Origin of the sequence: Streptomyces pyxinicus (genome assembly GCF_024753135.1) — a bacterium.
Classification (GTDB): Bacteria; Actinomycetota; Actinomycetes; order Streptomycetales; family Streptomycetaceae; genus Streptomyces; species Streptomyces pyxinicus.
In genome coordinates this window covers 329048-351471 of record NZ_JANUGP010000002.1, presented here as the reverse complement: position 1 = coordinate 351471, position 22424 = coordinate 329048, and the positions used below count along the sequence as shown (strand labels likewise).

Genomic DNA, 22424 nt, shown 5'->3' with positions numbered 1-22424 from the left:
CCCTGGCTCAGGGAAAAGCGAGCGCGTCCGGGCCGAGGGGAGGCACGAGCCCCTCGGCCGCCGCACGCGTGAGCAGGCCCCGTACGGCCGCGTACCCGTCCTCGCCGAGACCGGCGGTGAACTCGTTGACGTACAGCCCGATGTGCTGGTCGGCGACGGCCGGGTCCATCTCCTGGGCGTGCGCCATGACGTAGGGGCGGGAGGCCAGCGGGTCGTCCCAGGCGGCCCGCACGGAGGCCCGGAGGGACTCGGCGAGCCGGGTCAGCGCCTCGGCGCCCAGCGAGCGGCGCGCGATGATCGCGCCCAGCGGGATCGGCAGCCCGGTGGTCAGCTCCCAGTGCTCGCCCATGTCGGCGAGCTTGTGCAGGCCGTAGTTCTGGTAGGTGAACCGCGCCTCGTGGATCACCAGACCGGCGTCCACCTTGCCGTCGCGCACGGCCGGCATGATCTCATGGAACGGCATGACGACGATCTCGCCGACCCCGCCGGGCAGCGTGTCGGCCGCCCACAGGCGGAAGAGGAGGTAGGCCGTCGACTTCTCGCTCGGGACGGCGACCGTACGGCCGGTCAGGTCGGCGTCCGGCTCCCGGGTGAGCACCAGCGGCCCGCAGCCCCGGCCCAGCGCGCCGCCGCAGGGCAGCAGCGCGTAGTCGTCCAGGACGTAGGGCAGGACCGCGTACGACACCTTGAGCACGTCGAACTCGCCGCGCTCGGCCATGCCGTTGGTGAGGTCGATGTCCGCGAAGGTCACGTCCAGCGCGGGGGCGCCGGGGATCCGGCCGTGGGCGACGGCGTCGAACACGAAGGTGTCGTTCGGGCAGGGCGAGTACGCGATCTTCAGCGGCTCGGTCGTCAGGGGCTCGGCGGTCAGCGGTTCAGTCGTCATGCGGGTTCCAACTCTCCAGTACGGGCGCCAGCTTCCCGAACGCCTCCGTGAGGGCGGCCAGGGCGTCCCCGATGCGCCAGGCGGCCCGGTCCCGGGGCCCCACCGGGTTGGAGACGGCGCGGATCTCCAGCACGGGCACCCCGTGCGCGGCGGCGGCCTCCGCCACCCCGAAGCCCTCCATGCCCTCGGCGAGCGCGTCCGGGTGCGCGGCGCGCAGCTCGGCGGCGCGGGCGGAGGTGCCGGTGACGGTGGAGACGGTGAGGACGGTGCCGACGCGGGCGCCGGTGGCCTCGGCCGCGGCCCGTACGAGCGGCGCGGGCGGGCGGTGGGTGACGGTGCCGAAGCCCAGCTCGGTGACCGGCAGGAAGCCGTCGGCGGTCGTGGCGCCCAGGTCGGCGACGGTGATCGCGTCGGCGACGACGAGGGAGCCGAGCGGCGCCTCGGGCGGGAAGCCGCCCCCGATCCCGGCCGAGACGACCAGGCCGTAGGGGTCGCCGGCGAGCGCGGCGGCGGTCAGGGCGCTCGCGGTGGACGCGGCGGCGAGCGCCGGCCCGACCCCGGCGGCGAGCAGGTCGGGTCCGGTGGCCGTACGGCGGCCGGTGGCCGTACGGCGGAGCGGGGCGCCCGGCAGGGGGACGTCCTCCGCCGGGCCCGGGAACGCCCGCGCCACCGCGTCCCGTTCGGCCGGGACGGCGGTGGCGACGAGGACGCGGCGGGCGGCGGACGTCGTGATCAGGCTTTCTTCAGCTTGAAGGACCACACGCCCTCGACCGAGGTCTTGCCCATGCGGATCGACACCGAGTTGGTGGTGCCCTGGGTGCCGTACTGCGAGTTGAAGAAGGCGCTGCCCGGGATGGTCCGGTACGTCTTCTTGCTGACGTCGGTGAACTGCTGGCCGTTCACGAGGATGACCCAGCCGGCGTCCGCGATCTTGGGATCGACGCCGAAGCGGACCGTGTCGTCCGTGTCCACCGTGATCGACTTGGCCTTGCCGACGTTCTTGACGCATTCCGCCGTGGTCTTGGCGTCCAGCTTGTCGCCGTCGTTGTAGCAGTCTGCCTCGGAGTTGACCGAGCTTCGGCCGACGGTCACCGTCGCGACGGGCGACGGCTTGTCGCAGGCCGACAGGACGAGCAGTCCGGCGGAAACGGCGCCGGCGGCGGCGACGGCGCGGCGGCGTCGCACAACGGATTGCAGCGTGGTCATGGCCGAAGGCTATCGGGCCCCCCGGTCCCGCCGCCCACGCGGGGTGCGGCGTGCCCGGTTCGTTACGCCAGGTGCGCCTGTGCCCGCCCTGGGCGGGTCCTGTCCGTTACGCCACCCGGGCCGGGGCCCGGCCCCCGTGCCGGGCCGAGGCGAGCAGCCCCTTCAGGGTGCCCAGCCAGCCCACGGCCACGAACAGGGCGCCCACCAGCAGGCCGACCGTGCCGTTCAGCGGCATCACGATGCCGACCGCGCCGCCGAACACCCAGGCCATCTGGAGCAGTGTCTCCGAGCGGGCGAACGCCGAGGTGCGCACCGCTTCCGGCACGTCCCGCTGGATCAGCGCGTCCAGCGCCAGCTTGGCCAGCGCCTGCGCGAACCCGGCGACCGCCGCGAGGCACGCCACCAGCAGGGCGCCGAAGAACACGGCGGCCACGATCGCCGCCCCGAGGACCACCGCGACCACGGCCACGATGATGATCTCCGGGGCGCGGGAGCGCAGCCAGGCCCCGACGGCCGTGCCCAGCGCGTTGCCCGCGCCGGCCGCGACCCCCACTATCCCCAGCGAGACCGCCGCGCTCTCCCCGGTCAGCGGGTGCTCGCGCAGCAGGAAGGCGAGGAAGAAGATCAGGAAACCGGACAGGCAGCGCAGGGCGGCGTTGGCGCCGAGCGCGTGCGTGACGGCGGGGCCGACGGTGCGCAGCCCCGGCCGTCTGGTCTGTTTGCGTCCCGGCCCGTGCAGGTGCCGCTCGTCGGCCGCGAGCAGCGCCACGTCCTCGCCCTTGGCCGAGTCGACCATCGGCGGCAGGGTGAAGGAGAGGACCGTACCCGCCGCGAAGATCACGAAGGCGCCGTAGAGCGGCCAGGGATCGCCCAGGGCGTGCAGGCCCGCGGCGACCGGCGCGGCGGCACCGGTGGCCAGCAGGCCGGCCAGGGTGACCCGGGAGTTGGCCTTCACCAGCGAGAACTTCGGCGGCAGCAGCCGCGGTACGACGGCGCTGCGCACCACGCCGTACGCCTTGGACGCCACCAGCACGCCGAGCGCCGCCGGATACAGCTCCAGGCTGCCGCTCGCCACCGCCCCCGAGATGATCAGGGCCAGCAGGGCGCGGGCCAGCATCGCCCCGGCCATCGCGGCCCGCCGGCCGTGCGGCAGCCGGTCGAGGAGCGGGCCGATGACGGGCGCGAGGACGGTGAAGGGGGCCATGGTGATGGCGAGGTAGAGCGCGACGCGCCCGCGTGCCTCGTCGGTCGGCACCGAGAAGAACACCGTGGACGCCAGCGCCACGGTGATCATCACGTCCCCGGCGCCGTTCACCGCGTGCAGCTCGATCAGCTTGCCGAGGCCCGACTCGCCGGCCCCGTGCGCGTGCGTCACCCGGCGGATGCCGCGCGCCGCGCCGGTGACCGGAAAGTGCAGGGCACGCGCGGCGGAGCGGACGGCACCGCCCACCCGGCTCGCGCCGCCACCCCGAACTCCACGCCTGTCCGTGGTCGCCACGTCGTTCATAGTGCCCCGTGTCGCCGGTTCGTAGTGCGGATCCGACACGTGTGGCGGCTCACCGTGACCGACGGCCCGCCCGGCGGGGGTCGGCGGACCGGAAGACCTGCCGCGTGGCGGCAACGAATCGGGTTCGGTGTAGCGTGCCTATCTCAGCCATAACGCAGAATGGATGGCAGAGGTGCGCCCGAGCGCGCGGAGGTATGACGTCGATGCGGTCCCCTGGTCCGCTCCGTCCGCCAACCCGCCGGTGGCAGCCGCACCGCATTGAGACGGCGTAGGAGAGAAGCGATACCTGTGAGCGCAGCGACCACGCGAAGCCGCACCCCCGACCGCCTGTGCGCCGAGGCCGTCGACCTCGCCCGCGCCGCAGCCGAGGAGGCCGCCGCCCCCGGCGTCGTCGGCGAGCACTCCGGCCTGGTGTCCGAGGGCGACCGTGTGGTCACGCACTTCTTCGAGTGCAAGGAGATGGGCTACCGCGGCTGGCGCTGGGCCGTCACCGTGGCCCGCGCCTCCCGCGCCAAGTTCGTCACCCTCGACGAGGTCGTCCTGCTGCCCGGCCCCGACGCCCTCCTCGCGCCCGAGTGGGTGCCGTGGAGCGAGCGGTTGCGCCCCGGCGACCTCGGCCCCGGCGACCTGCTCCCGACCGACCAGGACGACCTGCGCCTGGAGCCCGGCTACCTCGCCGAGGACGCCCCGGCACCGAACTCCCCGGTCTCCGAGGAGATGGTGGAGCTGGCGGAGGCCGAGGACGCCGACGTCACCCCCGGCACGCCCGCCGCCCAGCCGACCGTGCCCTCCCGGGGCTCGATCGCCGCCGTCGCCGAGGAACTGGGCCTGCGCCGCGCCCGGGTGCTCTCCCGCTACGGCCTGCACATCGCCGCCGACCGCTGGGAGGAGGGCTTCGGCGCCAAGACCCCGATGGCCCAGGCCGCCCCCGCCACCTGCGTCAGCTGCGGCTTCCTCGCCCCCATCGGCGGCTCCCTCGGCCAGGCCTTCGGCGTCTGCGCCAACGAGTTCTCCCCGGCGGACGGCCGGGTCGTCTCCCTCGCCTACGGCTGCGGCGGCCACTCCGAGGCCGCCGTCATGCCGAAGCCGCCCCAGCCGCCCGCGCCGGTCATCGACGAGACCCGGGTCGACCCCTTCCCGCTCCGCCCCGCCCCCGACTCGGGCTCCGTCCCCGCGACGGCCGACGAGGAGACGGCGGAACTCGGTCACTCGTGAGCCGGGTCCGCCTCGCGCGCGCGTCCGACCTCCCCGGGTTCCTCGGGCTCGCCGCCGAGGTGGAGCACTGGTTCGGCCCGATGGTCGACGACCCCGCCTTCCACGCGGCCGTCCTGGACCGCGTCCGCGCCTCCCAGGCCCTCGTGGTGCCCGCCCCGGACGCGCCCGGCCTCCTCGGCGGCCTCCTCTTCGGCGGTACGGCACCCGTCCACGAGGTCCACTGGCTGGTGGTCGCGGAACGGGCCCGGGGCGAGGGCGTCGGCCGCGCGCTGCCGGCCGACGCGCTCCGCCGCTACGTCAGCCCCCCGGCCACCGTCGAGGTCGTCACCTTTGGCCCCGACGACCCGGGCGCGGTGGCGAGCGGCGCCCGTGTCTTCTACGAGACCCTCGGCTTCACCCCCGCCGAACCGACCGCCCCCGGCCCCGAGGGCGGCTCCCGACAGCTCTACCGCCGCACGGTCGCCTGACCCGACCCGCCCCTCGGGAGTCGCCGGCCTGCGGCGGCCACCTGCTGGGAGAAACACGATCCGCGGGTTCGACCTGACCGTCGCGTGGGCCCGCCGGCCGGAGTTCGCGGGCTTCGCCCGGCGCTGATCGGGGTACCGGCGCGCTGTACCTTCGTCCTCACGTAGACGAGGGAGTGAACGTGAGCAGCAAGTTCGTGCGGCCGGCGGCCGAGGGTGCCGATCCCTTCGGTACCGCTCGGCTGCGGCGCGGTGTGCTCGACGCCTGGGCGACCAGCCCCGCCCGGTTCCGCGAGGACGCCAACGCCGAAGAGGACCTGGTGCTCGGCGGCTACCGGGACCGGCTCGTCGTGGAGCTGGCCCAGAACGCCGCCGACGCCGCCGCGCGGGCCCACGTGCCGGGGCGGTTGCGGCTCACCCTCCGCGACGGCGTGCTGGTGGCCGCGAACACGGGCGCCCCGCTGGACGCGACCGGTGTCGAGTCGCTGTCGACGCTGCGGGCCTCGGCCAAGCGGGACGCGGAGTCCACGCACGGCGCGGTGGGCCGGTTCGGGGTCGGTTTCGCGGCCGTGCTCGCGGTGACGGACACGCCCGCGCTGGTCGGCCGGCACGGCGGTGTGCGCTGGTCGCTGAGCGAGGCGCGGGAGCTGGCGGCCGAGACGGCCCGGCACAGTCCCGGGCTCGGTGACGAGGTCCGCCGCCGGGAGGGCCACGTACCGCTGCTGCGGCTGCCGTTCGCGGCCGAGGGGACGGCGCCGGAGCCGTACGACACCGCCGTCATCCTGCCGCTGCGGGACGCCGCCGCCGTCGATCTGACCGAGCGGCTGCTCGACGCCGTGGACGACGCGCTGCTCCTCGCCCTGCCGGGGCTGGAAGAGGTTGTCGTCGACGTCGAGGGCGCGGCGGTACGGACCCTGCGGCGGTCGGCGGACGGTGCCGTCACCGTCGTGGCGGATTCCCGGCACGGTACGACCCGCTGGCGTACCGTCGCCGCGCACGGGCCGCTCACGCCCGACCTGCTGGCGGACCGGCCGGTGGAGGAGCGGCTGCGGCCCCACTGGTCGCTGACCTGGGCGGTGCCGGAGGACGAGGCCGGGCGTCCGGCGCGCCCCCGGACGAGTGCCGTGGTGCACGCGCCGACGCCCAGCGACGAACCCCTCGGCGTGCCCGCGCTGCTGATCGGGTCCTTCCCGCTCGACACCACGCGCCGCCACACCGCGCCCGGCCCGCTGACCGACTTCCTGGTGCGGCGCGCCGCCGAGGCGTACACCGAACTCCTCGCCGGCTGGCGGCCGGTGACGGACGGGATCATCGACCTGGTCCCCGGACCGCTCGGCAAGGGCGAGCTGGACGGAGCGCTGCGGCAGGCGGTGCTGGAGCGGCTGCCGCGTACCGCGTTCCTGCCGCCGGCGGTCGCCGGGGAGGCGGCGGACGAGCTGCCCGAGGCGCTGCGGCCGAGGGAGGCGGAGGTCGTGGAGGGCGCCGGCGCGGACACCGTACGGGTGCTCGCCGAGGTGCTGCCCACGCTGCTGCCCGCCGGACTTGAGCGGCGCGCCGAGCTGCGCTCCCTCGGGGTGGCGCGGCTGCCGCTGGCCGACGCGATCGACCGGCTGGCCGGGCTGGAGAAGGACCCGGACTGGTGGTGGCGGCTCTACGACAGCCTCGCCGGGGTGGACCCGGACCGGCTGTCGGGGCTGCCGGTGCCGCTGGCCGACGGGCGGACGACGATCGGCCCCCGGCAGGTGCTGCTACCGACCCCCGACAGCGCCCGGCCGGCCGCCGACGTGCTCGGGCGGCTCGGCCTGAAGGTGGCCCACGAGGACGCCGTGCACCCGCTGCTGGAGAAGCTGGGCGCGCTGCCCGCGACCCCGCGCGCGGTGCTGACCACCCCGCAGGTACGGGCCGCCGTGGCCGCCTCCCTGGACGACGAGGGCGGCATCGGCTGGGAGGAGGACGCGCCGGACGCGGAGGAACTGGCCGACACCGTCCTGTCGTTGGTGCGGGACGCCGCTCTGGAGCCCGGTGACGAACCGTGGCTGGGCGCGCTGGCCCTGCCGGACGAGGACGGCGAGCCGGCCCCGGCGGGCGAACTGGTCCTCCCGGGCAGCGCGTTCGCCCGGGTGATCCGCGAGGGGGAACTCGCCGCCGTGGACCGGGAGCTGGCGGACCGCTGGGGCGAGCAGCCGCTGACCGCCTGCGGGGTGCTGGCCGACTTCGCCCTCGTCCGCGCCACGGACGTGGTCCTGGACCCGGACGAACTGGAGCCGCGCGACGGGGACTTCGCGGAGCCGGACGACGCGGGGCTGCTGGACGCCGTGGACGTGTGGTGCGAGGACATCCTCGACCGGTTCCCGGACAGCCCGGTGCCGCCGGTCGCCACCGAACTCGTCGCCGTGCGCGACCTCGACCTCGTGGACGACGCCCACTGGCCCGAGGCCCTCGCGCTGCTCGCCAGGCCGCCGCTGCGCGACGCCCTGATCCAGCCGGTGCGCGTCCTGCTCCCGGACGGCACCCACGAGATCGTCCGGCCGTACACCGCGTGGTGGCTGCGTGGGCACCCGGTGCTCGACGGCCGCCGCCCCGCCGGTCTCCTCGCGGCCGGCGGCGACCCGCTGCTGCGCGGCCTGTACGACGAGGCCGACGCGACCGGGTTCGAGGACGAGCAGGTGCTGCGGGCGCTCGGCGTGCGCACCTCGGTCGGGGCCCTGCTGGACGAGCCGGGCGGCGCCGCCGAGCTGCTGGACCGCCTCGCGGACCCGGAGCGCCCGGTCACCGCCGCCCAACTGCACGGTCTCTACGGCGCGCTGGCCGAGCTGGACCCGGACCAGGTGACGCTGCCGGAGGAGCTGCGGGCCGTGGTCGACGGCCGGGTGGAGGTCGTGGACGCCACCGACGCCGTCGTGGTCGACTCGCCCGACCTGCTGCCGTTCACCGCCGGGGTGCCGCTGCTCCCGGTCCGCCCGTCCCGGGCCGCCGAGCTGGCGGAGCTGTTCCAGGTGCGGCGCCTGAGCGAGTCCGTCACCGGGGAGGTCCACTCGGAAGGCACCGAACACGACGTCCCGGACCCGGTACGGACCCTGCTGGGCCCGCGCACCCCGCGGACGTATGTCGAGCACGGGGAACTGGTCGTGGACGGCGTGGAGATCGACTGGCGCCTCACCACCGACGGCGTCCTGCACGCGGCCACCCTGGAGGGCGTCGCCGCCGGCCTCGCCTGGGCAGCCGCCCAGTGGCCCCGCCGCTTCGAGGTGGCGGCTCTGCTGGAGGACGAGTCCCGCACGGAGGAACTGGCGAGGGACCGGTGGTTCGACTGACCGCGGGCGCGCCTTCACGCGACCTTCACGAGTAGTACAACCTTTGACCGTCTCCCCGTGTCTCCTCTCCGTGGGGCCGTCCGGCCCCACGGATCCGAACGTGGGGACCACACATGCGCATCCGTGCCTCTGTCGCCGTCATGAGCGGCGCTCTGGCCCTGTCCGCCCTCGCCGCCCCGGCCGCCCAGGCCGACGGCGGCTCCGGCGACACCGAGATCACCAAGGTGGTCGTGGACGGCGACAACAAGGTGACCATCGGCGTCTCCGAGCCGGTGACCGTCAAGGTCAGCGTGACGGCGACGGACAACTCCGGCATCGCGGGCGCCGAGCCGTTCAGCCTCGCAGGACCCGACTTCGGCTACGAGTCGACCGGCAAGCCCTCCTGCACCAAGGTCAACGCCACGACCGCCACCTGCTCCGCCTCGGTGAAGATCGCGCCCAAGGTGGACTACCTCGGCAACAAGAGCGCGGGCACCTGGTACGTGGACGCCATGGTGGACGCCAAGGACGGCGACTACGTCTGGCAGGAGAAGGCCGGCTCCTTCTGGTTCCAGCGCGCCGCCAAGCTGACCGCCAACGCCTCCCCCGAGCCGGTGAAGAAGGGCAAGGCCGTCACCGTCACGGGTGCGCTCACCCGCGCCGACTGGGAGTCGCTCAAGTACGGCGGCTACGGCTCGCAGTCCGTCAAGCTCCAGTTCCGCAAGAAGGATTCCAGCTCCTACACCACGCTGAAGACCGTCAAGGCGGACTCCAAGGGCAACCTGAAGACGACGACGACCGCGACGGCGGACGGCTACTACCGCTTCTCCTTCGCCGGCAACTCGTCCACCGGCTCGGTCAGCGCCGCCGGTGACTTCGTCGACGTGAAGTGACCGGCGTGAAGCGACCGGCGTGAAGTGACCCGAGGGCAATCGACGGGCAAAATCCCGCCGGAGACCGGCGCCGCCGTACAACCCGTCCCGGGGCTCGATGATCTTCTCGCGTGAGTCGACCGACTCGCCGAGCACTCATCCCTCCAGGGGAACGTACATGCGCATTCGTGCCACCGTGGCCGCCGTCTCCGGCGCCCTGGCCCTCTCCGCCTTCGCCGTGCCCGCCGCCCACGCGGCGGGCACGGCACCGGACGTCACCTTCTCGCAGGCGAAGGTGAACGCCGGCAAGGCGATCACCATCGGCGCGACCTCCCAGGTCGCCGTCAAGGCGACCTACACCGTGACCCACCCCGCCGCCCTGTCGCTGTCCAGCTTCCAGAGCGGCCCGGCCCTCTACCGGGGCACCTCGGTGACGAACCCCGACACCCTGGTCGTCAGCGACGACGCCGGTGCCTGCACCAAGGTGACGTCCACCACGGCGAACTGCTCGGCCGTCATCACCATCCCGGCCTCGGACCTCTACAACTCCGACGCCGGGACGTGGAACGTGGGCGGCGTCGCCGTGGACAAGGCCGAGCACATCAAGTGGCAGGGCGGCCTCGGTACCCTCCCGGTGCGCCGCACGGCCAAGCTCACCGTCGACGCCGCCCCGGAGCCGGTGAAGAAGGGCAAGACCCTCACCGTCACCGGCAAGCTGACCCGCGCCAACTGGGAGTCCGGCAGCTACGGCGCCTTCACCGCCCAGCCGGTCAGCCTCCAGTTCCGCAAGGCGGGCACCAGCACCTACACCACCCTGAAGACCCTCAAGACGGACTCCAAGGGCGCCCTGAAGACCACGGTCACGGCCACCACCGACGGCTACTACCGCTACTCCTTCACGGGCACCTCCACCACGTCCGCCGTGAGCGCGGCGGGCGACTACGTCGACGTGAAGTGACCCCCCGCCACTAGTCGGCGAAGCGGCGGTCGACCCACTTCCACATCAGTTCCAGGACGGCCGCCGCCGCCACCGAGATGCCGACCGCCGTCCACGGCATCGTCAGGCCGATCAGCCTCAGGGCGAAGAAGGTCTGGAGGGGCGGGACGGCGAGGACGAGGAAGAAGGCGGCGGCCATCGCGGCGACCAGGGTCAGGCGCCACCAGGTGTAGGGGCGGGCGATGACCGCGAGGACCCACATCGAGACCAGGAACAGGGTCAGGGTGGCGGCACTGGTCTCGGCGTCCAGGGCTCCGGGGCCGGTGTAGTGGTGGCGGGCCAGGAGGTACGTGAGGAAGGTGGCGGCGCCGGCCACCACACCGCCGGGGACCGCGTACCGCATCACCCGAGGCACGAAGTGCGGTTTCGCCCGCTCCTTGTTGGGGGCGAGGGCCAGGAAGAAGGCCGGGACGCCGATGGTGAGGGTGGACAGCAGGGTCAGGTGCCGGGGCAGGAAGGGGTACTCGACGCCCCAGCACACCACCAGCAGCGCCAGCAGCACCGAGTAGACCGTCTTCACCAGGAACAGCGTCGCCACCCGCGTGATGTTGCCGATCACCCGGCGCCCTTCGCCCACCACCGACGGCAGGCTCGCGAAACTGTTGTCCAGCAGCACGATCTGCGCCACCGCCCGGGTCGCCTCCGACCCGGAGCCCATCGCCACGCCGATGTCGGCGTCCTTCAGCGCCAGCACGTCGTTCACGCCGTCACCGGTCATCGCGACGGTGTGCCCGCGGGACTGGAGCGCGCCGACCATGTCCCGCTTCTGCCGCGGGGTGACCCGCCCGAACACCGTGCCCGAGTCCAGCGCGTCCGCCATCCCGTCCCGGCCGTCCGGCAGCCGCCGCGCGTCCACCGCCGTACCGTCCAGGCCGAGCTTGGCGGCGACCGCGCCGACCGACACCGCGTTGTCCCCGGAGATCACCTTGGCGCGCACGTCCTGGTCGGCGAAGTAGCGCAGGGTGTCGGAGGCGTCGGGCCGCAGCCGCTGCTCCAGCACCACGAGCGCGGTGGGGCGGGCCCCCTTGGCCGGCTCGGGCTCGTCCAGGTCGCGGCGGGCGCGGGCCAGCAGCAGCACCCGCAGCCCCTGCTCGTTCAGCTTCTCGGTCTCGGCCAGCGCCGGGTCGCCGTCGCCGAGCAGCACGTCGGGGGCGCCCAGCAGCCAGGTGCTGGTCTCGCCGTCGCCCTCGCTGAACGCGGCCCCGCTGTACTTGCGCGCGGAGGAGAACGGCAGCGACTCCACGCACCGCCACTCCTCGCTGTCCGGATAGGCGTCGATGATCGCCTGGAGGGAGGCGTTGGGACGCGGGTCGGACTCACCGAGCGCGCCGAGCACCTTGCGCACGTACCGCTCGTCCGCGCCGTCCAGCGTCCTGAGGTCGGTGACGTCCATGCCGCCCTCGGTGAGCGTGCCGGTCTTGTCCAGGCACACGGTGTCCACGCGGGCCAGGCCCTCGATCGCGGGCAGCTCCTGCACCAGGCACTGCTTGCGGCCGAGCCGGATCACCCCGATCGCGAAGGCGACCGAGGTCAGCAGCACCAGCCCCTCCGGGACCATCGGCACGATCCCGCCGACCGTGCGGGCCACCGCGTCCTTCAGGCCGTTGTTCTTCACGACGAGCTGCGTGACGACCAGCCCGGCCGCCGCCGGGACCATCATCCAGGTGACGTACTTCAGGATCGTGGAGATGCCGGTGCGCAGCTCGGAGTGGACCAGCGTGAACCGGGAGGCCTCCTCGGCGAGCTGCGCGGCATAGGCCTCGCGGCCGACCCGGGTGGCCTTGTAGGCGCCGCCGCCCGCGACCACGAAGCTGCCGGACATCACCGGGTCGCCGGGGCGTTTGACGACCGGGTCGGCCTCACCGGTCAGCAGCGACTCGTCGATCTCCAGGCCCTCGGCCTCGGCGCACACCCCGTCCACCACGATCTTGTCGCCGGGCCCGATCTCGATCAGGTCGTCCAGCACGATCTCGCTGGTCGCCACCTCGGCCGCGGTGCCGTCCCGCCGTACCGTCGGCCGGGACTCGCCGACCACGGCGAGCGAGTCCAGGGTCTGCTTGGCGCGCCACTCCTGGACGATGCCGATCCCGGTGTTGGCGATGATCACGAAGCCGAACAGGCTGTCCTGGATCGGTGCCACGAACAGCATCACCAGCCACAGCACGCCGATGATCGCGTTGAACCGGGTGAAGACGTTGGCGCGGACGATCTCGCCGAGCGACCGACTGCTGCGCACCGGCACGTCGTTGACCTGGCCGCGCGCGACGCGCTCCGCGACCTCGGCGCCGGTCAGCCCGGCCGGCGGACTCTCGGGCAGGGCCACCGGGTGCACGGGGTCGAGTTCCGAGCCGGCGTCGATATGGGTCATGCATTCGACGGTACGTGGCGGTTTGCCCGGGCGCCCACCCGTTCTGGCCAGTCCCGCGCGCCCCGGGAGCCTCAGCTGTGCGGGACGCGTTCCCCGTCCGGGGCCTGGGACGCGGCGGCGGACCGCTTGATCGCCGCGTCCCGGCGGCGCACGTACCAGATGCCGATCAGGCCCAGGCCGGCCCCGGCCAGGCAGGTCCACAGCCACCAGCCCCGGTCGTGGTCCTGGAGCCGGCCGTAGAAGGGGAGCTGGACGAGGAAGAGGACGAACCACACGAGGGTGCCGCCGGTGATGGTGGCGACCACGGGCCCCTCCAGGGGCTCCGGCGCCTCGTGCTGAGGGGTCCACTTAGCCATGGGCACAGCTTATGCGCCGCAGCGCTCTACGCGCGGAGATAGCGCTCTCGCCCTCATACGTTCATACTGAAACCGTTTGTCTGTGACCACTTTCTCTCGTACGAAACCACAAGTACGAGACTCCCAGGATGAAACTCCAGCGAGGCTCGGGGGAACCCCGCTGGTGATGAGGACCCGCATGCCCACCTCGGCACCCGCCAAGGCCCCCACCCCCGAGATGCCGGGCGGTACGCCGGCCCACGGCGCCCTCGACCGCTACTTCAAGATCTCCGAGCGCGGCAGCTCCGTCGCCCGCGAGATCCGGGGCGGTCTCGCGACCTTCTTCGCGATGGCGTACATCATCGTGCTGAACCCGATCATCCTCGGCAGCGCGAAGGACATGTACGGGCACCACCTGGACAACGGCCAGCTGGTGACCGCGACCGCGCTGACGGCCGCCTTCACCACCCTGCTCATGGGCGTCATCGGCAACGTGCCGATCGCGCTCGCCGCCGGCCTCGGCGTCAACTCGGTCGTCGCGCTCCAGCTCGCGCCCCGGATGTCCTGGCCGGACGCCATGGGCATGGTCGTCCTCGCCGGCTTCGTGGTGATGCTGCTGGTCGCCACCGGGCTGCGCGAGCGCGTGATGAACGCGGTGCCGTTCGGCCTGCGCAAGGCCATCTCCATCGGTATCGGCCTGTTCATCCTGCTGATCGGCCTGGTCGACTCCGGCTTCGTCACCCGCATGCCGGACGCCGCCCAGACCACCGTCCCGCTCCAGCTCGGCACCGGCGGCCACCTCACCGGCTGGCCGGTGCTGATCTTCATCCTGGGCGCGCTGCTGACCTTCGCCCTGATCGTCCGCAAGGTGCCGGGCGCGATCCTGATCTCGATCGTCGGCATGACCGTCCTCGCGGTGATCGTCAACGCCGTCGCGACCGTCCCGTCCTGGGGCCTGACCGTCCCGAAGTGGCCCGGCAACCCGGTCGCCAGCCCCGACTTCGGCCTGGTCGGCCAGGTCAGCCTGTTCGGCGGCTTCTCCAAGGTCGGCGTGCTGACCGGCATCCTGTTCGTCTTCACGGTCCTGCTGTCGTGCTTCTTCGACGCGATGGGCACGATCATGGGCGTCGGCGACGAGGCCAAGCTGACCGACGCCCAGGGCTACATGCCCGGGATCAACAAGGTCCTGTTCGTGGACGGCCTCGCGGTCGCGGCCGGCGGCGCCAGCTCCTCCTCGGCCACCACCGCCTTCGTGGAGTCCACGGCGGGCGTCGGCGAGGGCGCCCGCACCGGCCTCGCGAACGTCGTCACCGGCGGCCTCTTCGCCGTCGCGCTGTTCCTCACCCCGATCGCCACGATGGTGCCGTCCCAGGCGGCCACCCCGGCGCTGGTCGCGGTCGGCTTCCTGATCCTGTCGAACTCCGTCAAGGAGATCGACTGGGCCGACTACACGATCGCGATCCCGGCCTTCGTGACGATGCTGATGATGCCGTTCACCTACTCGATCACCAACGGCATCGGCATGGGCTTCATCACCTTCACCGTGCTGCGCCTCGCGGCCGGGCGGGCCCGGGAGATCCCGGTGGCGATGTACGTCGTCTCGGCGGTCTTCGCCTTCTACTACCTGATGCCGGCCCTCGGCCTGACCTGACCGGTACGGCGTCGTCACGGGACGCCGTAGAACCTCTCCGTCTCCTCGACGGCGGCCTGGAACCGTTCGTCGAAGTCGTCCCGGATGAGCGTGCGGACCACATAGTCCTGCACGCTCATTCCTCTTCTCGCCGCGTGGTGCCGGAGCCGTTCGAGCAGCTCCCCGTCCATCCGCAGGCTGAGCACACTGGTCCCCATGGCAATGAGGGTCGCCACACCCGGCCGATCGATGCGTCACTTTTCGGATACGACTCACTCGTTCGGGTGGTCTTGGGGTTCAGTGGCCGGAGTCACGGGCCCGGCGTGCGTGTCGAGTGGTCTTTAGCCAGAGTAATGAGTTACGCTAAAGAACATGCCGGACCTTACCCATGGCGACGACGCTGCCGCCGTGAACGCCCTCCGCTCCGCCGTGATGCGGCTGTCCCGTCGGCTCAAGCACCAGCGGGTCGACGAGTCGCTGAGCCCCACCGAGATGTCGGTGCTCGGCACCCTGTTCCGCTGCGGCTCGGCCACACCGGGCGAGCTGGCGCGCAAGGAGCACGTCCAGCCGCCGTCGATGACCCGCATCGTGGCGCTGCTGGAGGCCAAGGGGCTGGTCCGGCTGGAGCCGCACCCCGAGGACCGGCGGCAGAAGGTCGTCACCCAGACCGAGCAGGCCGAGGCCATGCTCGAAGAGAGCCGCCGCAAGCGCAACGCGTTCCTGGCGGACCTCGCCGAGGGCCTCGACGAGGATGAGTGGGCCAGGCTGCGCGCCGCCGCCCCCGTGCTGGAGAAGCTCGCCCACCTGTGAGCGGCACATCCGGGAGCACCGAGCGGGTGCCCGCTGCCGCATGTCGACAAGCAAGCCGAGGAGGCGAGCACTTTTGAGTTCGGGACCCGGAACACCTTCCGCCCCCGCACCGACCGCCACTACCACCACCGACCCGCCCCGCACGTCCTCGATGTTCAGCTCGCTGAGGATCCGCAACTACCGGCTCTTCTTCCTCGGCCAGGTCGTCTCCAACACCGGCACCTGGATGCAGCGCATCGCCCAGGACTGGCTCGTCCTCAGCCTCACCGGCTCCTCCGCGGCCGTCGGCATCACCACGGCCCTGCAGTTCCTGCCGATGCTCCTGTTCGGCCTCTACGGCGGCGTCCTCGTGGACCGCCTGCCCAAGCGCCCGGCTCTGCTCGTCACCCAGTCGTCGATGGCCCTCAGCGGGATCGCGCTCGCCGCGCTCACCCTGTCCGGACACGTCCAGGTCTGGCACGTCTACGTCGCCGCGTTCGCGGTCGGCCTCGCCACGGTGGTCGACAACCCGGCCCGGCAGTCCTTCGTCTCCGAGATGGTCGGCCCCGACCAACTGCACAACGCGGTCAGCCTGAACTCGGCGAACTTCCAGTCCGCCCGGCTGGTCGGCCCCGCCGTCGCGGGCCTGATGATCACCGGTGTCGGCACCGGCTGGGCGTTCCTCGCCAACGGCCTGTCCTTCGCCGCGCCGATCGCCGGCCTGCTGCTGATGCGGGCCCGCGACCTGCGCCCGGTCACCCGCACCCCGCGCGGCAAGGGCCAGCTCCGGGAGGGCCTGCGCTATGTCGCCGGGCGCCCGGAACTGATCTGGTCGGTCGTCCTGGTCGGCTTCATCGGCACCTTCGGCTTCAACTTCCCGGTGTGGCTGTCCGCCTACGCCGACGACGTCTTCCACGTCGGCGCCGGTGGCTACAGCCTCCTCAACACCCTGATGGCCGCCGGCTCCCTGATCGGCGCCCTGCTCGCCGCCCGCCGCGGCACGGCCCGGATGCGGCTGCTGATCGGTGCCGCGCTGGTCTTCGGCGCGCTGGAGATCGTGGCCGCGCTGACGCCCGCGTACTGGCTGTTCGCGCTGCTCATGGTCCCGATCGGGATCGCCGGCCTGACGGTCAACGTCACGGCCAACACCACCGTGCAGCTGGCCACCGACCCGGCCATGCGCGGCCGGGTGATGTCCCTGTTCATGATGGTGTTCATGGGCGGCACCCCGCTCGGCGCCCCGCTCATCGGCTGGGTCACCGACACCTACGGCCCCCAGGTCGGCTTCGCCCTCGGCGGCATCGTCTCCGCCGCCGCGGCCGCCGTCATCGGCCTGGTCCTGGCCCGGGTCGGCGGGCTGCGCCTGTCGGTGGCCTGGCACCGAGGCCATCCGCAGGTCCGTTTCGTCCCGCGCGAACGCGAGGAACTGGCACCGGCCGCCTGACGGCCCCTGCCCGCTGCGCCCGGAGGACCCGCTACCGCACCCTCCGGGCCGGCACCTGCCCCGGCCACGCGTCCGGGCCGTGGCGGAAGGGCTCGGTCCGGTGGAAGCCGGGGCGCTCGTAGCAGGCGACCAGCGCCCCGGCCCTTGAAACGGCGATCGGAGGCCGGCAGGTGGATGTCCGCTCGGTCTCGTCGGCCGGCTCCAGGTACGGCCCCGGGGCGTCGGTCAGGGCGAGGTCGCGGCCGGGGTGCCGTCCATCTCGACGACGTACGGGGTGCCCTCGTACACGTACCGCTCGACCACCGCCACCGAGCTGTCGAGCATGGCGAGGATCAGCGGGACGTCGGCGGGGCCGCCTGCGCGGACGGTGATCGTCATCCGGGCATCGTGCCCGACCCGGCCGCCCGTCTGGGAGGGTGAAGGGATGAGACTCTTCGCCGCCGTCCTGCCCCCGGACGAGGTCACCGGGCGGCTCGCCGCCGAGGTCGACCGGCTGCGGCGGCTGCCCGGCGCCGAGGGGCTCCGCTGGACGGCCCGACCCGGCTGGCACTTCACCCTCGCGTTCTACGGCGAGGTCCCCGACGACCTCGTCCCCGCCCTCTCGGACCGTCTGGCCCGCGCGGCCCACCGTACGGCGGCCTTCCCGCTCGCCCTGTCCGGCGGCGGCCGGTTCGGACAGGGACGCGCGCTGTGGACCGGGGCCACGGGCGCGGTGGAGTCCCTGCGGCTGCTGGCCGACCGGGCGGAGGCGGCGGGCCGCAAGGCGGGGATCGACACGGGGGAGCACCGCCGCTACCAGGCCCACCTGACGCTGGCCCGCGGCCGGGACGCGGTGGACCTGCGGCCCTACGTCGAGCTGCTGGCCGAGTTCACCGGCCCGGCCTGGACCGTGGGCGACCTGGCACTGGTCCGGAGCCACCTGCCGAGGTCGGGCGTGCGCGGGGAACAGCCGCGGTACGAGGTGGTCGGGCGCTGGGTGCTCGGCGGGGCCGGTTAACCTCGCATACGTGGACCCGAAAACCCGGAACCGGATCATGGCCGGTGCGCTTGTCGTTCTCTTCGTCGTGGTGGCCCTGGCGTCGGCCGTGAAGTGACGCGTGGCCCCGCGGGGCACAGCCGGGTGGCGGCTGCGGGTTCGCTGTGGCCGGTCGCGCGGTTCCCCGCGCCCCTTCGGGCGCCTGATGCGGGCGGGTTACCAGGCGAAGGCCTCCGGGCTCGGTCCCGGGCCCGGGAAGATCTGGTCCAGCTCGGTGAGCAGGTCTTCGCTCAGCTCCAGTTCCACGGCCCTCAGCGCCGACTCCAGCTGGCCCGCGGTGCGCGGGCCGACGATCGGGCCGGTGACGCCGGGCCGGGTCAGCAGCCAGGCCAGGGCCACCTCGCCGGGCTCCAGGCCGTGCTTGTCGAGCAGGTCCTCGTACGACTGCACGCGCGCCCGGGTGGCCGGGTCGGCGAGGGCGTCGGCCGCCCGGCCGGAGGCGCGGCGACCGCCCTCCACCTGCTTGCGGATGACCCCGCCGAGCACCCCGCCGTGCAGCGGCGACCAGGGGATGACCCCGAGCCCGTAGTCCTGGGCGGCCGGGATGACCTCCATCTCGGCGCGCCGCTCGGCGAGGTTGTACAGGCACTGCTCGCTGACCAGCCCGATGGTGCCGCCGCGCCGGGCCGCGATCTCGTTGGCCTGGGCGATCTTGTAGCCGGGGAAGTTCGAGGAGCCGGCGTAGAGGATCTTGCCCTGCTGGACCAGGACGTCGATCGCCTGCCAGATCTCCTCGAAGGAGGTGTCCCGGTCGATGTGGTGGAACTGGTAGAGGTCGATGTGGTCGGTCTTCAGCCGCTTCAGGCTGGCGTCCACGGCCCGGCGGATGTTCACCGCCGAGAGCTTGTCGTGATTCGGCCAGGCCGCCCCGTCCGCGCCCATGTTGCCGTACACCTTGGTGGCGAGGACCACCTTGTCCCGGCGCTCGCCGCCCTTCGCGAACCAGTTGCCGATGATCGACTCGGTCCGCCCCTTGTTCTCGCCCCAGCCGTACACGTTGGCGGTGTCGAAGAAGTTGATGCCCGCGTGCAGCGCCGCGTCCATGATCGCGTGGCTGTCGGCTTCGTCGGTCTGCGGCCCGAAGTTCATCGTCCCGAGGACGAGTCGGCTGACCTTGAGTCCCGTGCGTCCAAGCTGCGTGTACTCCATGGTTCCCCAGCCAACGGCTTGGAGTGCGCTCGAAGCAAGGGCATCCCGGGAGCGGGCCGCGCGACCCGCCGTCGCACCGCGACCCGTTGGGGTCGTTTTCCGGCCATCGGTAGGCTCTGCCGATCGAGGGCCGCGACCGGGCCCGGAGAAGCCTTGGGGAGGCGCGGGTGGGGACATACCGGTTCTCGGTGCTCGGGGGCCTGAGCGTGCGGCGCGGGACGGACGCCCTCGACGTCGGCGCGCCCCAGCAGCAGGCCATGCTGGCGGTGCTGCTGCTCAGCCGGAACAGGACGGCGGGCGCGGACGAACTGCTGGACGCGCTGTGGGGCGACCGCCCGCCGGGCCGCCCCGTGAACACCGTCCGCACCTACGCCTGGCGCTGGCGCCGGCTGCTGGAGCCCGACCCCGCCTCCCCGGCCGTACTGGTCTCCTGCGGCGACGGCTACCGGCTGGCGGTACCGGCCGAGTCCGTGGACGCGCTGACGGCCGAACGGCTGGCCTGCGAAGCCGGGGACGCGCTGCGCACCGACGACCGGGACGCGGCGCGCTCGCTGCTGACCCGGGCGCTGGACCTGTGGACCGGCGAGCCCCTGCGCGGCATACCGGGTCCGTTCGCCGAACGGCACCGGCAGCGGCTGCGCGCCCTCCGGCTGGACCTGCTGGAGCGCCGGCTCACGCTCGACCTGCGGGACGGGCGCGGCGAGAGCTGCGTACCGGAACTGACCGAGCTGGTCGATGCGGACCCGCTGCGCGAACGGTTCCACGCCCTGCTGATGAGCGCGCTCGGCCAGGCGGGGCGACGGGCGGACGCGCTGACCGCGTTCCGGCGGGCGCGGCAGGTGCTGGCGGAGGAGCTGGGGGTCGAACCGGGGGCGGAGCTGGTGGCGCTGCATCAGCGGATGCTGCGGGGGGAGGGGGTGGGCGTCGCCGTCGCGGGGGAGCCGGCGGGGATGGCCGGTTCGGTGGGGGCGGTGGGGGCTGCCGGTCGTACCGGCAATCGTCCGGAGAAGGGGGCCGCGGATGCCCGGAAGGCGGCGGCCGAGGTCGTCGTACCGCACCGGCCCGCTGGTCACCGCAACCCTGCCGCACCCGCCCAACTCCCCGCCGCGCTCCCGGACTTCACCGGCCGGGAGGAGTTGCTGGCGCAGCTCGTCCCGGTGCTGACCGAGCAGGGCCGGTCCGGGCCGGCCGTCGTCGCGCTGTCCGGGATGGGCGGGGTCGGCAAGACCACGCTGGCCGTGCAGGCGGCCCAGCGGGTGCGGGCCGCCTTCCCGGACGGCCAGCTCTACGCCGACCTGCGCGGCAACGACGGCCGCCCCGCCGCCCCGGACGCGGTACTGGCCGATTTCCTCACCGCGCTGGGCGCCGACCCGCGCACCCTGCCCGAGACGCTCGACGCGCGCGCGGCCCGGTTCCGGTCGGAGGCGGACGGCAGACGGCTGCTCCTGGTCCTGGACGACGCGCGGGACGCCGCCCAGGTACGGCCGCTGCTGCCGGGCTCGGCCGGCTGCGCGGTGCTGGTGACCAGCCGGACCCGGCTGACCTCGCTGCCGACGGTCCTCCAGCGGGACCTGGACGTGCTGACCGAGGTGGAGGCGCTGCGGATGCTGGCCCGCACGAGCGGCCCGGGGCGCGTCGACGCCGAGCCGGTGGCCGCGCGGGAGGTGCTCGACGCGTGCGGGTACCTGCCGCTGGCCGTGCGGATCGTCGCCGCCCGGCTGTCGGCCCGGCCCGCCTGGAGCATCGGCACGCTCGGCGAACGGCTGCTGGTGGAGCACCGGCGCCTGGACGAACTGCGCACCGGGGACCTCGCGGTGCGGGCCACGTTCGAGCTGGGCTACCGGCAGCTGACCCCGGAGCAAGCGCGGGCGTTCCGGCAGGCGGCGCTGCTGGAGGGGGCGGTGCTCCCGGTGCCGACGGTGGCCGCGGTGCTCGGCCTGTCCGAGCCGGACGCCGGGGACCTGCTGGAGAGCCTGGTCGACCTGGCCGTACTCCAGTCGCCGCGCCCCGACCGGTACCGCTTCCACGATCTGCTCCGGCTCTTCGCCCGGCACAAGTCGGCGGCCGACGATCCGGCGGAGGCGGACCGGGTGCTCTCCCGCCAGCTCGACTTCCTGCTCGCCACGGCGTGCGAGGCGTTCCGGTGGGCGGTGCCGGGCGACCCGGTCGCCGGGGCGCTGGCCGGCACCGCCGGCACGGAGGGCCGCAGCTTCCCGAGTCTCCGGCTCGCCCGGGAATGGGCGGTGGACGAGTGCGAGACGGCACTCGCGCTCGCGGCCCGGATCGCCGACGGCACCGTTGGCTCCGACAACGCCGCCGGTTCCGGCATCGCCGTAGCCGCCCTGAGGCGCGCGGTGGACCTGCTGATCGCCCTGTCGCCGTCCGGCCCCGACCCGCGGCTCGGGCAGGTGCTGCCCACCGCGCACCGGCTGGTCGAGGCGGCCGTACGGGCCGGGGACCGGCACGGCGAGGGCCGGGCGCGGTTCCTGCTGGGCACCTACTGCCTGGCCGCCGGGCAGCCCGCCGACGCCGAGGCGCACACCCGGGCGGCGGCCGAGGCCTGCCGGGCGGCCGGTGACCTGGTCGTCCTGCGCCAGGCCCACAACGACCTGGGCCTGATCACCTCGTACCTGGGCCGCCCGCACGAGGCCGTCGGCCAGTACGACGAGGCGCTGGCCCTGGCCCGCCGGCTCGGACACCGCTCGGGCGAACGCGTCACCACGGTCAACGCGGCCATCGCGCGGGCCCGCAGCGGCCGGGCCGCCGAGGCGGTCCCCGCGTGCGAGGCGGTCCTGGCCGACCTGCGCACCCGCCCCGACGCCGTGGTCGAGGCGTTCACGCTCTACGCCCTCGGCCTGGCCCTGCAGGCCCTGCACCGTCACGAGGAGGCGGTGGACCGGTTCACCGCCTGCCTGAGGGTCTCCGAGGAGGCGGGCCTGCGCGGCCACGGCACGCAGGCGCGGTTCCGGATGGCCGACAGCCTGCGGGCGCTGGGCGCGCTGCGGCCGGCGCTGGAGCAGGCCCGGCGGGCGCTGGACGACCTCCAGGAGGCGGGCGCCGCCCGGGACACGGCGCACTGCCTGGTGGTGCTGGGCCGGATCCGTATCGGCCTGGGCGAGTTCGCGGCGGCCCGGGACTGCCTGGAGCGGGCCCGGGACACCTGCGTCCGGCTCGGACTGCCCGACACCGCCGAGGTCACCGCGCTGCTGGCCGCCGTACCGGCCGGCTGAGGC

Annotated in this window: 19 protein-coding genes; 10 read left to right on the top strand and 9 right to left on the bottom strand. The window is 73.7% G+C overall.

The annotated features are described in order from the left end of the window. Nucleotides 1-7 precede the first annotated feature (7 nt). From NX794_RS04100 to NX794_RS04085, 4 genes are all read right to left on the bottom strand, one after another. Nucleotides 8-886, bottom strand: a complete 879-nt coding sequence (locus NX794_RS04100) for a 1,4-dihydroxy-6-naphtoate synthase (protein WP_258776742.1) — start codon at nucleotides 884-886, stop codon at nucleotides 8-10. Next, nucleotides 876-1646: a futalosine hydrolase gene (locus NX794_RS04095; RefSeq protein WP_258776741.1), complete on the bottom strand. Its 771-nt coding sequence runs from the start codon at nucleotides 1644-1646 to the stop codon at nucleotides 876-878. Before NX794_RS04095 ends, NX794_RS04100 begins: the two co-directional genes overlap by 11 nt. Beyond that, a complete protein-coding gene (locus tag NX794_RS04090) occupies nucleotides 1619-2092 on the bottom strand; it encodes a DUF2771 domain-containing protein (RefSeq protein WP_258776740.1) in 474 nt (157 codons plus the stop codon). The genes NX794_RS04095 and NX794_RS04090 overlap by 28 nt, the downstream gene beginning before the upstream one ends. 106 nt (nucleotides 2093-2198) lie before the next feature. Then, nucleotides 2199-3599 carry an MFS transporter gene (locus tag NX794_RS04085; protein WP_258776739.1) on the bottom strand — a complete coding sequence of 467 codons (1401 nt, stop codon included), beginning with the start codon at nucleotides 3597-3599 and terminating at the stop codon, nucleotides 2199-2201. 288 nt (nucleotides 3600-3887) lie between these two features. On the opposite strand from NX794_RS04085, the gene NX794_RS04080 reads away from it, so the two are divergent. From NX794_RS04080 to NX794_RS04060, 5 genes are all read left to right on the top strand, one after another. Next, nucleotides 3888-4814, top strand: coding sequence for a DUF3027 domain-containing protein (locus tag NX794_RS04080; RefSeq protein ID WP_258776738.1), 927 nt, complete (start codon nucleotides 3888-3890; stop codon nucleotides 4812-4814). Then, nucleotides 4811-5281: a GNAT family protein gene (locus NX794_RS04075; RefSeq protein WP_258776737.1), complete on the top strand. Its 471-nt coding sequence runs from the start codon at nucleotides 4811-4813 to the stop codon at nucleotides 5279-5281. The genes NX794_RS04080 and NX794_RS04075 overlap by 4 nt, the downstream gene beginning before the upstream one ends. A gap of 173 nt (nucleotides 5282-5454) precedes the next feature. Next, the gene (locus tag NX794_RS04070) at nucleotides 5455-8592 is read left to right on the top strand and encodes a sacsin N-terminal ATP-binding-like domain-containing protein (protein WP_428985844.1); all 3138 of its coding nucleotides are present in this window, start codon (nucleotides 5455-5457) and stop codon (nucleotides 8590-8592) included. A gap of 113 nt (nucleotides 8593-8705) precedes the next feature. After that, nucleotides 8706-9464 (top strand): calcium-binding protein, encoded by a 759-nt coding sequence (locus NX794_RS04065; protein WP_258776734.1) that lies wholly within the window; start codon nucleotides 8706-8708, stop codon nucleotides 9462-9464. Between the two features lie 157 nt (nucleotides 9465-9621). Next, nucleotides 9622-10401, top strand: coding sequence for a hypothetical protein (locus tag NX794_RS04060; protein ID WP_258776733.1), 780 nt, complete (start codon nucleotides 9622-9624; stop codon nucleotides 10399-10401). Nucleotides 10402-10411: 10 nt separating this feature from the next. On the opposite strand, the gene NX794_RS04055 is transcribed toward NX794_RS04060, so the two are convergent. Further along, the gene (locus NX794_RS04055) at nucleotides 10412-12808 is read right to left on the bottom strand and encodes a cation-translocating P-type ATPase (protein WP_258776732.1); all 2397 of its coding nucleotides are present in this window, start codon (nucleotides 12806-12808) and stop codon (nucleotides 10412-10414) included. Nucleotides 12809-12879: 71 nt separating this feature from the next. Beyond that, complete coding sequence (locus tag NX794_RS04050) at nucleotides 12880-13164, bottom strand: DUF2530 domain-containing protein (protein WP_258776731.1); 285 nt, start codon at nucleotides 13162-13164, stop codon at nucleotides 12880-12882. 178 nt (nucleotides 13165-13342) lie between these two features. Here NX794_RS04050 and NX794_RS04045 point away from each other — a divergent pair, with 178 nt between their 5' ends. Continuing rightward, nucleotides 13343-14794, top strand: coding sequence for an NCS2 family permease (locus NX794_RS04045; RefSeq protein ID WP_258776730.1), 1452 nt, complete (start codon nucleotides 13343-13345; stop codon nucleotides 14792-14794). 14 nt (nucleotides 14795-14808) lie between these two features. Here NX794_RS04045 and NX794_RS04040 read toward each other — a convergent pair whose 3' ends face one another. Beyond that, on the bottom strand, nucleotides 14809-14991 hold the full coding sequence (locus NX794_RS04040; RefSeq protein ID WP_258776729.1) for a BrnA antitoxin family protein: 183 nt from the start codon (nucleotides 14989-14991) through the stop codon (nucleotides 14809-14811). A 154-nt stretch (nucleotides 14992-15145) separates the two neighbouring features. On the opposite strand from NX794_RS04040, the gene NX794_RS04035 reads away from it, so the two are divergent. Continuing rightward, a complete protein-coding gene (locus tag NX794_RS04035) occupies nucleotides 15146-15583 on the top strand; it encodes a MarR family winged helix-turn-helix transcriptional regulator (RefSeq protein ID WP_258776728.1) in 438 nt (145 codons plus the stop codon). Between the two features lie 73 nt (nucleotides 15584-15656). Next, a complete protein-coding gene (locus NX794_RS04030; protein ID WP_309505958.1) occupies nucleotides 15657-17006 on the top strand; it encodes an MFS transporter in 1350 nt (449 codons plus the stop codon). 225 nt (nucleotides 17007-17231) lie between these two features. On the opposite strand, the gene NX794_RS04025 is transcribed toward NX794_RS04030, so the two are convergent. Beyond that, nucleotides 17232-17384: a hypothetical protein gene (locus tag NX794_RS04025; protein WP_258776727.1), complete on the bottom strand. Its 153-nt coding sequence runs from the start codon at nucleotides 17382-17384 to the stop codon at nucleotides 17232-17234. Nucleotides 17385-17430: 46 nt separating this feature from the next. Here NX794_RS04025 and thpR point away from each other — a divergent pair, with 46 nt between their 5' ends. Further along, on the top strand, nucleotides 17431-18003 hold the full coding sequence (gene thpR / locus NX794_RS04020) for an RNA 2',3'-cyclic phosphodiesterase (protein WP_258776726.1): 573 nt from the start codon (nucleotides 17431-17433) through the stop codon (nucleotides 18001-18003). 195 nt (nucleotides 18004-18198) lie between these two features. On the opposite strand, the gene NX794_RS04015 is transcribed toward thpR, so the two are convergent. Continuing rightward, complete coding sequence (locus tag NX794_RS04015) at nucleotides 18199-19191, bottom strand: aldo/keto reductase (RefSeq protein WP_258776725.1); 993 nt, start codon at nucleotides 19189-19191, stop codon at nucleotides 18199-18201. A gap of 167 nt (nucleotides 19192-19358) precedes the next feature. Between NX794_RS04015 and NX794_RS04010 the strand changes: the two genes are divergently transcribed. Continuing rightward, on the top strand, nucleotides 19359-22421 hold the full coding sequence (locus tag NX794_RS04010; protein ID WP_258776724.1) for an AfsR/SARP family transcriptional regulator: 3063 nt from the start codon (nucleotides 19359-19361) through the stop codon (nucleotides 22419-22421). Nucleotides 22422-22424 lie beyond the last annotated feature (3 nt).

What these genes read in the sequence shown, in the direction of transcription:
- NX794_RS04090 (WP_258776740.1), bottom strand. Translation starts at nt 2,092, where the DNA reads ATGACCACGCTGCAATCCGTTGTGCGACGCCGCCGCGCCGTCGCCGCC.
- NX794_RS04060 (WP_258776733.1), top strand. Translation starts at nt 9,622, where the DNA reads ATGCGCATTCGTGCCACCGTGGCCGCCGTCTCCGGCGCCCTGGCCCTC.
- NX794_RS04065 (WP_258776734.1), top strand. Translation starts at nt 8,706, where the DNA reads ATGCGCATCCGTGCCTCTGTCGCCGTCATGAGCGGCGCTCTGGCCCTG.
- NX794_RS04055 (WP_258776732.1), bottom strand. Translation starts at nt 12,808, where the DNA reads ATGACCCATATCGACGCCGGCTCGGAACTCGACCCCGTGCACCCGGTG.
- NX794_RS04015 (WP_258776725.1), bottom strand. Translation starts at nt 19,191, where the DNA reads ATGGAGTACACGCAGCTTGGACGCACGGGACTCAAGGTCAGCCGACTC.
- NX794_RS04085 (WP_258776739.1), bottom strand. Translation starts at nt 3,599, where the DNA reads ATGAACGACGTGGCGACCACGGACAGGCGTGGAGTTCGGGGTGGCGGC.
- NX794_RS04045 (WP_258776730.1), top strand. Translation starts at nt 13,343, where the DNA reads ATGCCCACCTCGGCACCCGCCAAGGCCCCCACCCCCGAGATGCCGGGC.
- NX794_RS04025 (WP_258776727.1), bottom strand. Translation starts at nt 17,384, where the DNA reads ATGACGATCACCGTCCGCGCAGGCGGCCCCGCCGACGTCCCGCTGATC.
- NX794_RS04040 (WP_258776729.1), bottom strand. Translation starts at nt 14,991, where the DNA reads ATGGGGACCAGTGTGCTCAGCCTGCGGATGGACGGGGAGCTGCTCGAA.
- NX794_RS04050 (WP_258776731.1), bottom strand. Translation starts at nt 13,164, where the DNA reads ATGGCTAAGTGGACCCCTCAGCACGAGGCGCCGGAGCCCCTGGAGGGG.
- NX794_RS04035 (WP_258776728.1), top strand. Translation starts at nt 15,146, where the DNA reads ATGCCGGACCTTACCCATGGCGACGACGCTGCCGCCGTGAACGCCCTC.
- thpR (WP_258776726.1), top strand. Translation starts at nt 17,431, where the DNA reads ATGAGACTCTTCGCCGCCGTCCTGCCCCCGGACGAGGTCACCGGGCGG.
- NX794_RS04100 (WP_258776742.1), bottom strand. Translation starts at nt 886, where the DNA reads ATGACGACTGAACCGCTGACCGCCGAGCCCCTGACGACCGAGCCGCTG.